Raw genomic sequence first — 15,379 nt, 5'->3', positions numbered from 1 at the left:
CTCTGTTCCTTATTCCTCTGTTTCTTATTTATTCTTCTCCTGCCACGCCAGCATACCACCTGTTACATTAACAACATGTTGGTAGCCCATGGTTCCGAGGATGAGACAGGCCTGTCCGCTTCTGTTTCCACTGCGACAGTATACATAAACGGTTTCGTCTTTCAGGTCTTCAATATCATCTACTTGCATGGTTTGAACTTTGCCTAATGGCAGCAGAATTCCACCAATATTAAATTCGGCATGTTCATGTGGTTCTCTTACATCAACAAGGTGAAGCGTTTCACCATTATCCAGTTTTGCCTTGAGTTCTTCTACAGTAATTGTTTGCATAATAAAAGAGATACTATTGGTTAGTTTTGGTTGGGAGGAGGAATAATTCTTCCTGTATCGCGGATTGGAGCAACATTGCTGATATAAATATCCATCAATTGTCCCTGGCGAATTTTATTGGGTGTGCGGTTACCGGCATCATCTATCATGTCAGATAAATATTCCGGTGATTGTCTAACTACAAATGCTGTAGCAGAATCGCGAATAGAACCTACTGCCACTATTGCGCCTACATTGATACTCATGCTCGATAAATATGACCGGGCTTCCAGCAGGGTCATACCAATCAAATTGGGAACATCCATCTCGTTCCCACCTAATCCACTTCCTAGGACAAAATTAATGGTGGCTCCCAGTGGCACTTTATCACCTTCTTTTATAGCTACTCCATTATAGAGTTGTTCCAATACAGAGTTTCTGGCAATATCGGGCTTGTAGGTAATGGTTCCCATTTTTAACTGAAGACTCTGCAAGTATAGTTCTGCACTCTTCACTGAATATCCGATCAGGCTGGGCATTTCTACCTGTGGTGGCACCATACGGTTAACGGTCAGGTAAATGGTTCTGCCCGATTTAACGGTTGCATCGGCCTCTGGTGTCTGACGCACCACTGCCAGTTTAGGAATACTATCTACATACACAGAATCCTGTATGGCTACTTCAAACCCTGCCTGTTCCAACATCTGGGTAGCTGCTGTTATTTCCTGTCCGGTTACAGATGGCACTTTGGCGGTATTACCATAACCAGTAATCCACCCCAATAAAGAGAAGAATAAAATGATCAGGATCAGTATAATACCTAATCCGGCGAGCATATTCACCCAAAGGGGTTTTTCGGTTATTTTCTGTATGAACTGTTTCATGCTTCGGTGCAAACCTAAAATTTATCTGCAGAATATTAAACAAGTTAAAGTATTCCCTTTGTGTACCTGTTCTTTGGCCCTTATTTTTTCAAATTTTAACGAAGCGCTTCTTTCACCACTGCCGTATAAAAATCTTTCAGCGACCATCCTTTTGCCCTCACCTGCTGTGGAATTACGCTGGCGTCACTCTGACCTGGCACGGTATTTACCTCGAGCATATAAGGCTGCTGCAGGGTACTATCATAAATAAAATCAATCCGTACCACACCCCGGCAATTCAATACTTCATACACACGTTTGGCTGCTGCTTCGAGTTGGTCCTTCATGTGATCATCTATCTGAGCAGGTGTGGTTTCAACACTTTTGCCCTGGTATTTGGCTTCAAAATCAAAGAACTCATTCTTTGTTTCAATTTCTGTGATGGGTAATACCTGGATATTTCCGTCAGATTTAAAAACACCAATGGTAAACTCGCGGCCGCTGATAAATTCTTCTACCAGTAACTGGCTATCTTCTTTAAAACCTTTTTCCAAAGCCATTGGAAGTTCTTCCTCGGTGTTTACCTTACTCATTCCAATACTGCTTCCACCACTATTGGGTTTTACAAATACCGGCAACCGTAATTGCTGAAGTATATGCGCAGGTGTAACAGGTGTATGTTTAAACAGGTGCAGCGATTTAGCAACATTGATTCCACTAAAAGAAACAACGGCCACCGTATAACGTTTGTTCATGGTTAATGCAGAAGTAGCAGCATCACAACTTGTGTAGGGTAAACCCAGCATATCAAAATAGCCCTGCAGTTTACCGTCTTCACCCGGTGTTCCGTGAATACATAATAAGACTACATCAAAATGAATGATATTTCCATTATCGTTGATAGAGAAATCGTCCCGATTCACTTTCGATTTTTCTCCATTAGCTGCCTCATACCACCAGCCGGCAGCGTTAATATCGATTTTATATACATCGAATAAATCTCTGTCGAGATGATTACCAACTGTAACAGCACTTTTATAACTAATCTGGGCTTCTCCACTTAATCCACCCGTAACCAATGCCAGTTTTTTCTTCATGATGATTTTGCAGGTTTTCAACAAAGATAGGGAGAGCAATTGTTGGATGTCAGATGGCAGATGTCTGTTATAAAAATAAATCAGACATCTGCCATCTGACATCTGATATCTGCCATAAAAAAGGTGAAGAAACTACCCGTCTCTTCACCTCACGTTGACGGGAAATATCACCCGCCGTTACTAGTTGTCGTATGTTCAGATACAACAATGATTGTAGTACTAAACTAAAACGTTTTTCCGGCAGCTGCAAGCTTTTCAGGGAAAAGTTTAGCACAACTACCTGTGCATTAAATGTGCATTTTCTCTTTCTTCGCCAACAGTTCTTCTACTGTTTCCTGGTACATTTCATCGGGTACGCAACAGTCTACCGGACAAACCGCTGCACATTGTGGTTCTTCATGAAAACCCTGACATTCGGTACACTTGTTAGGTGTAATATAGTAAGTATCAACACTAATGGGTTCAAAACGCTGGTCGGCATCTACAGCAGTTCCATCCATCAGGGTAAAGTTTCCTTTGATGGTGGTTCCGTCCGAAATGGCCCATTCCACGCCACCTTCATAAATGGCATTATTGGGACATTCGGGCTCACAGGCGCCGCAATTGATACATTCTTCGGTTATTTTGATGGCCATATAAATGGGTTTGTTGAGTTAGTGATTCTACATTTGCTTTCCAAAAATACGGTTGACAAATGATTTTACAAGAACGAATTCAGTTACTGGCCCGTTTAGGCGAATATATGTTAAGTAAGGAGGAGGAATGGCTGGCGCTTCAGGAGAGGGCTTATAGAGAAAACGCATGGTTTATTCCCGAGTTCCTGGACCGTTCCATTCAACAAATAGCCCACCAGTTTCTCCGGGCAGATCTTTTAACGAACTGGGCCAAAAGCTATGAAGTAAAAGATACACTCCTGCAACCCAAAACAGTGGGTATTGTAATGGCAGGGAATATTCCGCTTGTTGGTTTCCATGATTTTCTTTCGGTATTTATCAGCGGGCATGCCATGGTCATCAAAACATCCTCAAAAGATGAGTGGCTCATCAAACACCTGGTGAAGAAAATGTACGAATGGGAAATTACTGTTCAGAACCATGTTTCATTTGCCGAGCAATTAAAAGGCTGTGATGCTTATATAGCCACAGGTTCAAATAATTCGGGCAGGTATTTCGAATACTATTTTGGCAAATACCCCAACATCATCCGCAAAAACAGAACTTCAGTTGCCGTACTCGATGGATCAGAAACAACCGAAGAACTGTCATTACTTGCCGATGATATTCAATTGTATTTTGGTCTGGGTTGTCGGAACATCACCCAGTTATATGTTCCTGAAGGGTATGATTTTGTTCCACTGTTAGAGGCATTAAAAAAATATGCTTACCTGATGGATTACCACAAATACAAACATAATTACGATTATCACCTGGCCCTGTTAATCATGGGAAACAAGTATTACATGAATAATGATACAGTCATCCTCACAGAAAACAGTTCCCCATTCTCACCCGTAAGCCAGGTTCATTATCGTTTTTATACCGACAAAAAAGCTTTACCTGAACAATTGGAGGGCAATACAGACATACAATGCGTGGTTGGACATGGATTTATTCCATTTGGTCAGGCTCAGCAGCCAAAACTGACAGATTATGCCGATGGGGTTGATACCATGGCTTTTTTACAGCAGCTCGACTCAAAATAATCCGCAAACAGTCATTTTTCAGGTAGACAGCATCGGCGCTAATATGCGGATAATCAAGTAACTTTAAGGTTGACTACGGCCTGATCTACGAGGATTGCCGTAAAACATTTGTTAAATACTGTCAGTGGTAAACTGTCAATTAAACAGCTTTGTTTATTTGCTGTCTGAAAGGCATATTTTTTGATTTAAAAGTATCATTCAAATTTTAAAGACCATGCATATGAATCTTAAGAACATTTTAGCCGTGGTTGCCATTAGTGCCACCACAGCTGTCCTCAGTGTCTGGGGCTTTGGTAAATACAACGATTACCAGCGTGCAGGTGTACAGGAAGCCGGCAAGCTTCCGGTTAATTATGCCGGTTTTTTTGATAAAAACAATAATGCAGGTGCAACCATCGATTTTACGCCTGCAGCTACCAGTGCTACACCTGCAGTAGTGCATATTAAAACAAAAACAAAGGCCCGTCAGGTAAGTAATACACAGCGTCAGCGCAGCAACCCTTTTGCTGATTTGTTCGGAGATGATTTTGGTGACTTCTTTGGTGGTCCCCGTGTGATACCTGAGCAACGAGCAAGCGGAAGTGGTGTTTTAATTACCGAAGATGGTTATATCATTACCAATAACCACGTGATAGATGGTGCAGATGAAATTAATGTAACACTGGCCAATAAGAAATCTTACAAAGCAACACTGGTAGGTACAGACCCCAGCAGCGATATTGCCGTTATTAAAGTTGAAGGGAAAGCACTTCCTTACCTGGTATATGGCAACAGTGATGAAGTAAAACTGGGTCAGTGGGTACTTGCCATTGGTTATCCTTTGAACCTTGATGCAACAGTTACCGCAGGTATTGTAAGTGCTAAATCAAGATCTATTGGTATCAACAGTCGTCAAAGTCAGAGCCCTGTTGAATCATTCATACAAACAGATGCTGCTGTAAACTCTGGCAACAGTGGTGGTGCACTCATCAATACCTCTGGTGAACTGATTGGGATTAATTCAGCCATAGCTTCTCCTACAGGTTCTTATGCAGGTTATTCTTATGCCATCCCGGTAAATATTGTAAAAAAGATTGTTACAGATATTGTGAAATTCGGTACGGTTCAACGTGCATATATCGGTATTAACTATCCAAGTGAAAACTTGTCTGATGACCAGAAATTAGCATTGGAAAAAGAACTCGGCACTTCTATCAAAGAAGGTGAAGGTGTATATATTACCGGTGTTCCTGAAGGAGGTGCTGCTGCAGCAGCAGGCTTAAAGAAAGGCGACCTTGTTACCAAAGTAAATGGCAACCTGGTTACCAATGGGGCTGAATTGCAGGAACAGGTAGCATTGTATAAACCCGGCGATAAAATCAGCGTGAGTTATAAACGTTCAGGAAAGGAAAGTACTGTAAATATTACATTGAAAAACAAAGTGGGTACTACTGAAATTGTAAAAACTGCTTCTGCCATTGAGCAACTGGGAGGTGAACTCGAAAACATCGATAAAAGCCTGGCCACCGCCAACGATATTAAAGGCGGTGTTCGTGTAAGAAAAGTAGGCACTGGTTTATTAGGTAAAAGCAGGATGCAGGATGGCTTTGTGATTACTGGTGTTAACGGACGTGAAGTAAAAAATATTGAAGAGTTACAGGAGGTATTATCTTCCCTCAAAGGTGGTGGTGTTGTAAGACTTGAAGGTATTTATCCTGGTTTTGAAGGAAGTTATACTTACCCACTTAATTTATCGAGAGAATAACCAATAAGATACTATTCATAAAAAAAGCGAATGAAATTCATTCGCTTTTTTTATGGGTGCTGTTTCACATACACCAAAAAATCACCGGGTAATAATTCGTACTGCTCCGTTCCGGAAAATGTATAGGTTATATCAGAAAATAATTGTTTGAACTTACCATTCAACCACTCATGTGCTATATGCATGCTGATCCTTTCTTTTTCTGAAAGGTTTAATAATACCAACACAAGTTCATCTGCTTTTTTCCGTAAATAAGCCATTACAAATGAGGAGTTGGTTGGCAAAATAAAAGTTTCCCCATCTGATAATGCCATATTGTTTTTATGCAGCAGCAGCAGCCGATGGTAAAAATCGTGTAATGATGGTTCTGTTTTCCACTCAATCAGGTCCTTATCAAAAAAAGCCAGTCGTTTGAGATTGGGGTTTTCCTGTCCGCTATATACCAACGGTATTCCCTGCCAGGTACAGGTAAATACTGCCCAGGCTTTAGCGCAGATCCCATATTTTTCATATTCTGTTCCGTTCCAACTGTTTTCATCATGATTACTGGTGAAAAACAACTTGCTTGCATTCTTAGGATATTGAGTGTAGGCATGCAATACTTCACGTACGTCGTGCAGACCAGCTTCTCCTTTTACAAATTTTTCTGTTGTATGCATCCACCACCAGGCATAACTGGTATCAAAAGCCTGGTGATAATTTACTTCTTCACATTCTGCCAGCCAGTATAATGGCTTGATGGCATCACAGGCTGTTCTCGCCTCTATCCAGAAATCAAGGGGTACGAGATGAGCCATGTCGCAACGGAATCCATCAATATCAAATTCCTTCACCCAGTATTGCATAGCGCTGATCATTGCCTGGCGCATAAGCGTTTGGTTGAAATCAAGATCAATCACATCTTTCCAGCCATTTCTCTCCGTGAAATTTCCATCCTCATCTTTTACATACCATTCAGCGTGTTCGTTTGTCCAATGATGATCGCAGCCGGTATGGTTAGCCACCCAGTCGATGATCAGTTTCATATCCAAAGCATGTGCCTGTTCCACCAACGCATGAAAATCTGCTTTGGTACCAAATTCGGGGTTGATATCTGTATAACTGCTGCAGGCGTAATAACTACCCAATGAGCCTTGCCTTTCAGCTACACTGATTGGAGTAACAGGCATCAGCCAGAGTATATCAATGCCCATTTCTTTTAATCGTGGCAGATGCGCTGCAAAAGCAGTAAAGCTCCCTTCGCGGGTATATTGCCTTATGTTTACTTCATATATAGAAGCTGACTTCGCCCAGGGTACAATTGTAAAACGATCGCTCATGTTACGATGATACTGATTTTTAGGGAAAATCAGGTATTTATACGTATTGAAAACACTTTAGTAATCAGAAGCATTTAACACATCGGAAAGGTTGATTCAGCTTAACCAGACTGCCCTTCAGCAAATGAAATCGTTGTTACGCAACCCTTCTTTGAAACAACTGAAAGAGGGCACTCAATAATACGACCGCCAATGCACCTACCACATTCAACCATAAAAATCCAAGGCCTATTACATTGTACCTGTCGAGTAAAAAGAAAGCAATTACCACCAGTTCACCAATAATAGCTGCTGCAAAAACTGCATTGGCCTTTACTTGTTTCATATAGAAGGCTACGAGGAAGATACCCAATATCACACCATAAAACAATGAGCCCAACACATTCACTGCTTCAATCAAACTCCCCATGCCCGATGCAAACTCTGCGGTGATAATACAGAAGACACCCCAGGCAAGTGTATAATATTTTGACTGCTTATATTCCAATGCGCTTTGTTCAGCATTTGTATTATCCGATTGAATGCCGCGCAGCCTTTGATGGAAATCAATCATGGTACAGGATGCCAGTGAGTTTAATGCTGCTGCAATAGAACCCCAGGCTGCCAGGAAAATAATAGCAATTAAAAGACCAACCAACCCCTTTGGTAAGAAGTCTACCACAAAACGAAGAAAAATATAATTGGTGTCATTTGTATCGGCTCCCGGACTGGCTTTTGCCAGCACGGTTTTATACTCTTTCTGAATAGCCGCTAACTTTTGAGAGCCATTTGCAATACTATCTTTATATGTTTCCTTGTTTTCTACTGTATACAACCGGCTCCACTCCTGCTGCTGAACCTGGTATGTATCAAATCTTTTTTTTATCAGGGCAAGCTCATCTTTATAAGAAGTCTGCATCGCTTTTTCCTCTACAGCCTTATTAAAAAAAACAGGTGATGGATTGAATTGATAAAAAGTAAACAATAACGCTCCCAATAAAAGAATCAGGAATTGCATGGGCACTTTTACAAGTCCATTCATCAGCAGTCCCAACCTGCTCTCGGTTGTATCTTTTGCAGTAAGGTACCTACCCACCTGTGATTGGTCGGTACCAAAATAAGAGAGCGCCAGAAAAAAACCGCCAATGACCCCGCTGATGAGGTTGTATCTGTCTTTCCAGTCGAACCCATTTTCTGTAATACCGGTTGTAATAACATTGAGTTTACCTGATGCACCACTTACTTTTAATGCTTCACTAAAACCCACGCCCTCGGGCAAATAATCAACGATAAGATACCCTGCTACAAACATGCCGGCAAAAATGATCATCAACTGAAGTTGTTGGGTATATGCTACTGCTTTGGCACCACCAGTTACAGTATAAATAATCAACATACCCCCCATGACAATATTTGTCCAGAAAATATCCCAGCCCATCAAGGAAGAAAGTATAATAGAAGGAGCATAAATACTGATACCCGTTGAAAGACCACGTGAGAGCAGGAAAAGAAAAGAAGTAAATGTTCTGGTTTTCAGATCAAATCTTTTTTCCAGAAACTCATAGGCCGTAAATAATTTCAGCTTATTGAACAGCGGCACAAATGTGATACAAAGTATAATCATTGCCAGCGGCAAACCAAAATAGTATTGTACAAAACGCATCCCATCGGTAAATGCCTGTCCGGGTGCCGATAAAAATGTAATGGCACTGGCCTGTGTTCCCATGATACTCAACAATACAAGATACCATGGCATACTCCTGTTGCTCAGAAAATAGCCTTCGAGATTTTTACTCGTTCTGCTTTTATATAAACCATATGTAATGATTCCCACAAGGGTAATCACTAAAACAATCCAGTCTATTGTACTCATGCATAGGTTTTAGTAAGCCATTGAAACAAAACAATCAGCCCCAGTAAAAAAAGCAGTACAAACAGGTACCAGCTTTTCCAACTCCTAAAAAAAGGTATTTTTTCTTTTGGTTCCATGATGACATATTATGATTACCTGTTCCTGATTAAACTACCCGCAAATAAACCCAAGGCAAGACCTATCAACAATCCGATCTTTACATTTTTAATCAGCAGGCCTACCCCAACACCAATCAAAATAATGGTAACCACACCTATCTGTCTTCTCTGTTTCATATATTAGTGTTTGGGCATGGCCAAAAGATTTGCTAAGATTTTAAACGCACCAGGATTACCCGCTGGTAATTGTCTGAACATGACCAGACTTACATAAGCAAAGTTACCTTTTCCATAAGCTGTTGTAATCAAACTTCCGGTACTGGCTTTTTCTCCTGTATCATTCATAGATAATGGAGACTGGTAACGACCATCTGCCTGATCAGCCTGGTAAGTACTTCTTTCCTGTACCCAGCCAATAAAATCATTGCTGCTGATTTTATTCGGAAAATTCAATACTGTATGATCGGGTATCGCAAATCGTACTTCTGCATCTTCTTCTGTAACACGATTAGATGATATCTGAAACGGATACGGGCCAATCTTCGGGGAAGATATACCACCCTGGTTCCTGTTATACTGTACAATCAGGTTACCGCCTCTTTCCACATAGCGCATCATCACATCATATTTGCTGGTGAGCCATTCATGAAGGTTATAGGCTCTTACACCGGTTACAATGGCATCAAACTCACGCAGGTTATCATCGGTAATATCCGCATCACCCAATTCTTTCACTTCATAGCCCATTTGTTTTAATGCTTCAGGCATCATATCACCAGAGCCTGGTATGAATCCAACTTTTTTTCCTCTTACTTTTATTTCTTCTTTCAACATTTTCACATGATCCCGGAAAGCGTAACTGATATTCGGGATATGATGATACCGAATCGATTTAAAATAATCCGAGAAATTCAAGGTACGACCACCCGGCGGCACTATACTGATGGTGGCTTCCAGATACTGAGCTGCTGCTGCTGGATTATATACTTTGTCCAAAGGCACATTTACGATTTGCCGCTGCCCTTTTACAAAATTCCGTTGTTCCCTGCTGAATACCGGCTTTATGGCTTCCTGTCTGATGTTTAATGTAGTTGTTACGTTCTGTTGTGAAAAATTTGAACGATACAAGATATGAAGCATCGAATCAGCTCTGTTTATCCCCTTCTCATCTCTTACATTCGTTAAAATAACTGTTGACCCCATATATATTTCAACATGCGGAACAATGATAAATGGCTGATATAATTCTCCCCGTTCTGCATCCACATACTTATACATCACAGGCCTCTGTACCTGAAATCGAACACCTTCTATTTCGATATCAAATACCACACTAAAAACCGGATCACTCCATGATTTGCCAATATCCTGCTGATCGTCTACCACAAACATACCGTCCCTTGCTTTTGTTTGACGAAGCCAATAGGGTTGGGTATGCTCAGGTCCTTTATCTGCCAGCAGTATGCGTGTGTATTGATAATTTCTGTTTTTTTCCATCGCCTGCATGACAACCGTATCTTCTGCACCCATGAAACGCATTGATCTGATGCTTGCATTTACATCACTTCGTTTATTTGCAAAGAAATTTACCCGAATGCTATCGCCCCTTAAGGCCGTCTCTTGTTGCGTAAACGCTTCTATAAATAAGCCCGATGCATATTCAATAATCTCCTGCACTTCTTTCAACTTCTGAGAACGCCATGCACCAGTTGGCATTTTATTATACATTTGTTTATACAACTTAACAAGTTCGGGTACTGATTGCTGAGGTCGCTTAAAATCGTACTGATCAATAATTGTCTGAATGCTGTTTTGAATCTGATTAATATCAGCTTCTGTAGACAGTTGCACTTTTCTCTCTTTACCTTCAGAGTTAACCAGTGTTACTTCTTTGCCTTGCTTTAGCCTCGACCAGCCTATATTCACATCATCCATAATATCTGCCCTGGCAGAATCTCCGGCTACATGTACAAAATATTCAAACACTTCACCTCTTCTTCTAGGTCTGCCTTCTGCCTGACTTTTGTGCATACTTCTTGCTTCACCGCCTAATTCACCATAACTTTTACCAAGTAAGGGATTATAGGCACCCACTTCCACCTTCAACTGGTTTTCGCTGATCGTATTTGTTCGGCCAAAGTTGAAAGTATTCCACAGTAAACGTTTTGCCTTCCATGGCTTCACGCCATATTTAAACTGCTCTGTAAATTTTGTGGAGTCTGCTGCAGCAGCATAAGCTTCATTTGCAATAATGGCGGAAGCAGCATGGTGACCATGACCTGCTCTTGCATCGGGCGGAAAGCGGGCGATGATAATATCGGGTTGTAATGAACGAATCATCCAAACCACATCTGCCAGTACCTGATTCCTGTCCCATACACGCAAAGCTTCTTCTGAACTTTTACTAAACCCAAATTCATATGCCCTTGTAAAATATTGTTCCGAACCATCAATGGCTCTTGCCGCCATCAGTTCATGTGTTCTGATCATACCCAGTTCAATACCCTGCTCAGGACCGATCAGGTTCTGACCACCATCGCCTCTTGTCAAACTCAGGTACGCCGTACGGTAAAGTTTTTCTTTGGCGAGATAAGGGAGCAAACCATTGTTCTCGTCGTCTGGATGTGCTGCGATGTATAAAACAGAACCCAGTACATTCAGTTTTTTTAACTGCTGGTATATATCGGCAGAACTGGCTGTTACAGGAGCAATCTGCGCTTGTATTACGCCGATAAAAAACCAGTTGAACAATAAAAAAAGAGTGCAATTTTTTTTCATACGACAGGAATGGTGCTAACGAAGATAAAGGCTGAATCATCATATGCCACACCATTCAAACAAAAATCGGTGAAGGGTTATAGCTTCAGCAATACCGACCTTACCGCCTTGTAATGGCTCCAGGGAATAAAATGATTGGCACCGGGAAGGGTAAGTGTATCAAGGCTACGGGCATTGGAGAAGGTTTTAACCGCAAAGTTCATATTGGCATAAGGCACCAACACATCTTTATCGCCATGTACCACAAATATTCTTGTATGCACTTTTGACATTTGAGGAGCCAGTATTTTCAGGTCTTTTTTCAGGTACCATAATTCATCATTGGATGGGCGCATAGCACCTGGCACCAGGAATTTAAGTGGATTATTCATTAAAAAAGGGCGCCATTTCTCTGGTTGTTCCTGTTTGGGGTCGATTGAACCGGCGAGAATTACCAGTGCGTCAAAATATCCGGGTTTGTCAACTGCCATCTGAACAATCAACGGACCACCCAGTGAATGACCAACAAGGTATACGGGTTTGCCATTCTCCTCTTTTGCAAACAAAGCGTTTATGATCAATGACTGATCCTGCAAATTCAATGCATCCTTAAAATCACTGTACCCAAAACCCGGGCGATCAACAGCTATCATTCTGTATTTCTTCAACAATACAGAATCTCTCATGTATCCTTCAAAAGCATCCCATGAACCCGGAGAACCATGTACAAATACAATGCTGGGGAAACTGTCGTTTCCTGTTTTGGTATAATGGAGTGTGCGGTGATTTACATTCAACCGGCGAATCGTAAGTGGCACGCCTGCTTTATGAAACCTTTCAATGGCCACTTCATCACTGATCCTGAATTTCATACAACTCTCCCCTACAATTACCCAGGTAGCGAGTATAAGTAACAATACAATCCCTGTTGTTTTCATGATCTTTCTGATCCTGATTTTAGGCATATGGCAGGTGTATAAAAAAACCGTCCCGATTAAATCGGGACGGCCTTCCATTTTATTGTCCTACTAAGAAAACAGCATTCGCAATTAAAAGTTTACCATTTTCCCAGAAATTCCTGAACAATGGATTTTCTGTGAGGAACACCACAGATCCTGATCCCATATTCTGTACACCGAACAGCATACCATCTTTCAGTTTATTTTTTACTTTGGTTCCGGCTACTCCGGTTACATATCCTTCTTTTTTCAACACACCAACATTCCATCCACCTTTCATAAATTCATACAGAGTGCCATCCTGTTTCAGCGTATAATAAAAGTCAGGATAACCAAATCCTAATGGATGTGTATTATCGAGGTCCATTTTAAAGATGGCTCCCGGAATGGCGTTTGGCAGGTAACTACGCTCCCGCTCTCCATATTTTTTTACATCCAGATAGTCTCCTTTTTCTTCATCTTTATCAGTCTTTGTTTTCAGTCCCCACTCAGTTGCCATGGCAGAAACCGACCCTTCCAATGCAATGATTTTACCACCGCCACGTACAAAATCTTTTAATCGATCTGCCGTAGCTTTTTCACCAAAGGCGCGGAAAAATCCATCAGGAGCAATAATTACATTGAAATCTTTCAGGTTAATACGACCCAGGTCTGCGCCATTGATCAGTGTTAATGGATAGTCGAGCATTCTTTCAAAATAATGCCATACTTCACCTGCACCTAATGAGGAAGCCTGGTCGCCGGTAAGCAATGCTACTTTTGGCGCTTCGCTGATATTTTTAATATCGGATGACCCAAAATCGGCACCCTGGTCCATGAACCCGGTTTCTACTACATCTGCCTGTATGGCGAATTTTGCACAAGCTGCATTGGTAACAGCATTCCAGTTCACATTTCCGTTTCCTGTTTTCAAAACAATCAACGTACCGCGATCATAATTTTTATTTCTGTACTTGAATGGTTTTTCTGCAAAGCGCACTTTTACATTATTCTTTAATAATTCAGCCAGCAGTTTGGCACTATTAAAAGATGTATAAGGAATCAATAAACCATAAGATGAATTTACTGACTGTACTACAGGCTGTTTCCAGTCGTTACCCAGATCCAGTTTTTCTTTCACTGCATACCCTTTTACGCCATATGCATAGGGAAGCGACCATGTAGTGATGTCGTACGTATTTGAATCATTCACAATGGTTTTAGGCTCTAACAGTACTTTTGCCATTACCGCTTTGGGCTGATGCGCACTTACTGCGATATTAAATCCTTCATCCGCAAAAGTTTCTTCCTTACCGGTGAAGTAGTTATAGCCTTTAAAGTTTTTATTACTTACAGTTCCCCATTCAATCCCATTTTTTTCAAGCAGACTGATCACTGCATTTAATTTGTGTTGATCGGATGCTGTTAACACATAGGTTTTGTATTCACCTATTTTACCTGAGCGACCATCATCAAAATATTTTTTAAACTCAGTCATCAGTTTTTGATGATTCCTGCTCGATGTTTCTACAGTAGATAAGCCAGTTGTAAAATGATGTGTGGCGCGGTCAACCAGCGTAAGTGTATCGCCATCAGAAGTAACAACACCTAAACCACCTCTGCTATGACCACCTTGTTCGTAAGTCATCCCAATTGCTCCATTATAAATAGGATAACTATCGCCATAGGCTGGGTATAACAAATCGAAACTTTCTTTGGTGAAGAACAACCAGCCATTCTTATCAAAATAAGATGCGTTATTTCTACCAATCAACTCCTGAAAATCGCGCTGCCAGGTTGTAATAACTTCATGGAAAGGCTGGGCTGCCGGGGCAAAGTAATAGGGTGAATTGTATCCCTGTTCATGAAAATCAACATGTACCTGTGGTAACCATGCATTGTATTTTTTTAAGCGCTGTTGTGTTTCCACCTGTGTTTGCCAGGCCCAGTCACGGTTGAGATCGAAATTATAATGATTGCTTCTTCCCCCGGGCCAGGGCTCTGCATGTTCTCTGGCCATGGGATGTGCATTCAGTTTGTCGCCCACCATTGAGTTGAACCAGTTGACATAACGGTCGCGGCCATCGGGATTGATACAGGGATCAACCACCACGATGGTATTTTTTAACCACTCTTTTGTTTTGGTATTGGATGGATCGGTTAATGCATGAATCATAAGCAATGCTGCTTCTGAAGAAGAAGGCTCATTGCCATGCACATTATAACTCAGCCAAACGATGGCAGGTGCACCTTCCAAAACTGGCGAGGCTTTATCGCGACTTACACCAGCCAGTCTCAGATTATTCAATCGGATGGCTTCCAGTTTTTGCATATTCTCTGGTGTACCCACAAAAGCCAGCATCAGTTCGCGGCCTTCATTGGTGAGACCGTACTGCTCCAGCTTCACCATATCGGGTCTTGCTTTGGCAACAGCATTAAAATATTCCACAATCTTGTGGTGACGGGTATAACGTGTACCAATTTTATAACCCAGGTAATTTTCAGGGCTAGGTACATTTTGCGCAAATGTTGCGGATACCAGCAACAGACATGATAAAAAAGAAATAAAACGTTTCATATTACGATAAATGAGTCGTGAAAGTAGGGAAGAATAGAGGTATCTGGCAAGATTCTGTCATTTTTTTATACAGACAGTTCCTGTTTAAGGGTAAGTTATCTACCAAAAGTGTTAATTTTCTG

General features: G+C 41.3%; 12 protein-coding genes. 2 read left to right on the top strand and 10 right to left on the bottom strand.

The annotated features are described in order from the left end of the window. Positions 1-24 precede the first annotated feature (24 nt). From ACH3Z1_RS10455 to ACH3Z1_RS10440, 4 genes are all read right to left on the bottom strand, one after another. Entirely contained in the window at positions 25-330 is a 306-nt protein-coding gene (locus tag ACH3Z1_RS10455) for a rhodanese-like domain-containing protein (RefSeq protein ID WP_490821881.1), read from the bottom strand. Positions 331-350: 20 nt separating this feature from the next. Next, positions 351-1,193 (bottom strand): PASTA domain-containing protein, encoded by an 843-nt coding sequence (locus ACH3Z1_RS10450; protein WP_490821879.1) that lies wholly within the window; start codon positions 1,191-1,193, stop codon positions 351-353. A 95-nt stretch (positions 1,194-1,288) separates the two neighbouring features. Beyond that, the gene (locus ACH3Z1_RS10445) at positions 1,289-2,269 is read right to left on the bottom strand and encodes a D-alanine--D-alanine ligase (RefSeq protein WP_490821878.1); all 981 of its coding nucleotides are present in this window, start codon (positions 2,267-2,269) and stop codon (positions 1,289-1,291) included. Between the two features lie 287 nt (positions 2,270-2,556). Further along, positions 2,557-2,904: a 4Fe-4S dicluster domain-containing protein gene (locus ACH3Z1_RS10440; protein ID WP_490821876.1), complete on the bottom strand. Its 348-nt coding sequence runs from the start codon at positions 2,902-2,904 to the stop codon at positions 2,557-2,559. A 59-nt stretch (positions 2,905-2,963) separates the two neighbouring features. Between ACH3Z1_RS10440 and ACH3Z1_RS10435 the strand changes: the two genes are divergently transcribed. Then, a complete protein-coding gene (locus ACH3Z1_RS10435) occupies positions 2,964-3,971 on the top strand; it encodes an acyl-CoA reductase (protein ID WP_490821875.1) in 1,008 nt (335 codons plus the stop codon). A 220-nt stretch (positions 3,972-4,191) separates the two neighbouring features. Beyond that, positions 4,192-5,715, top strand: a complete 1,524-nt coding sequence (locus ACH3Z1_RS10430) for a trypsin-like peptidase domain-containing protein (protein WP_490821873.1) — start codon at positions 4,192-4,194, stop codon at positions 5,713-5,715. 50 nt (positions 5,716-5,765) lie between these two features. Here the strand turns inward: ACH3Z1_RS10430 and ACH3Z1_RS10425 are convergent, their stop codons facing one another. From ACH3Z1_RS10425 to ACH3Z1_RS10400, 6 genes are all read right to left on the bottom strand, one after another. Next, positions 5,766-7,034, bottom strand: a complete 1,269-nt coding sequence (locus ACH3Z1_RS10425; RefSeq protein ID WP_490821872.1) for an alpha-amylase family glycosyl hydrolase — start codon at positions 7,032-7,034, stop codon at positions 5,766-5,768. 136 nt (positions 7,035-7,170) lie between these two features. Beyond that, positions 7,171-8,886 carry a sodium:solute symporter family protein gene (locus ACH3Z1_RS10420; protein ID WP_490821871.1) on the bottom strand — a complete coding sequence of 572 codons (1,716 nt, stop codon included), beginning with the start codon at positions 8,884-8,886 and terminating at the stop codon, positions 7,171-7,173. Between the two features lie 131 nt (positions 8,887-9,017). Beyond that, complete coding sequence (locus ACH3Z1_RS10415) at positions 9,018-9,161, bottom strand: hypothetical protein (protein WP_490821870.1); 144 nt, start codon at positions 9,159-9,161, stop codon at positions 9,018-9,020. 3 nt (positions 9,162-9,164) lie between these two features. Further along, a complete protein-coding gene (locus ACH3Z1_RS10410; RefSeq protein WP_490821869.1) occupies positions 9,165-11,762 on the bottom strand; it encodes a PIG-L family deacetylase in 2,598 nt (865 codons plus the stop codon). Positions 11,763-11,839: 77 nt separating this feature from the next. Continuing rightward, on the bottom strand, positions 11,840-12,706 hold the full coding sequence (locus ACH3Z1_RS10405) for an alpha/beta fold hydrolase (RefSeq protein WP_490821868.1): 867 nt from the start codon (positions 12,704-12,706) through the stop codon (positions 11,840-11,842). A gap of 52 nt (positions 12,707-12,758) precedes the next feature. Next, on the bottom strand, positions 12,759-15,257 hold the full coding sequence (locus ACH3Z1_RS10400) for a M14 family metallopeptidase (RefSeq protein WP_490821867.1): 2,499 nt from the start codon (positions 15,255-15,257) through the stop codon (positions 12,759-12,761). Between the last annotated feature and the right edge of the window lie 122 nt (positions 15,258-15,379).

Source organism: Sediminibacterium sp. FW305-C-49 (assembly GCF_058231085.1).
The sequence above is the reverse complement of the archived record's forward strand: the minus strand, read 5'-3'. Positions and strand labels throughout refer to the sequence as shown.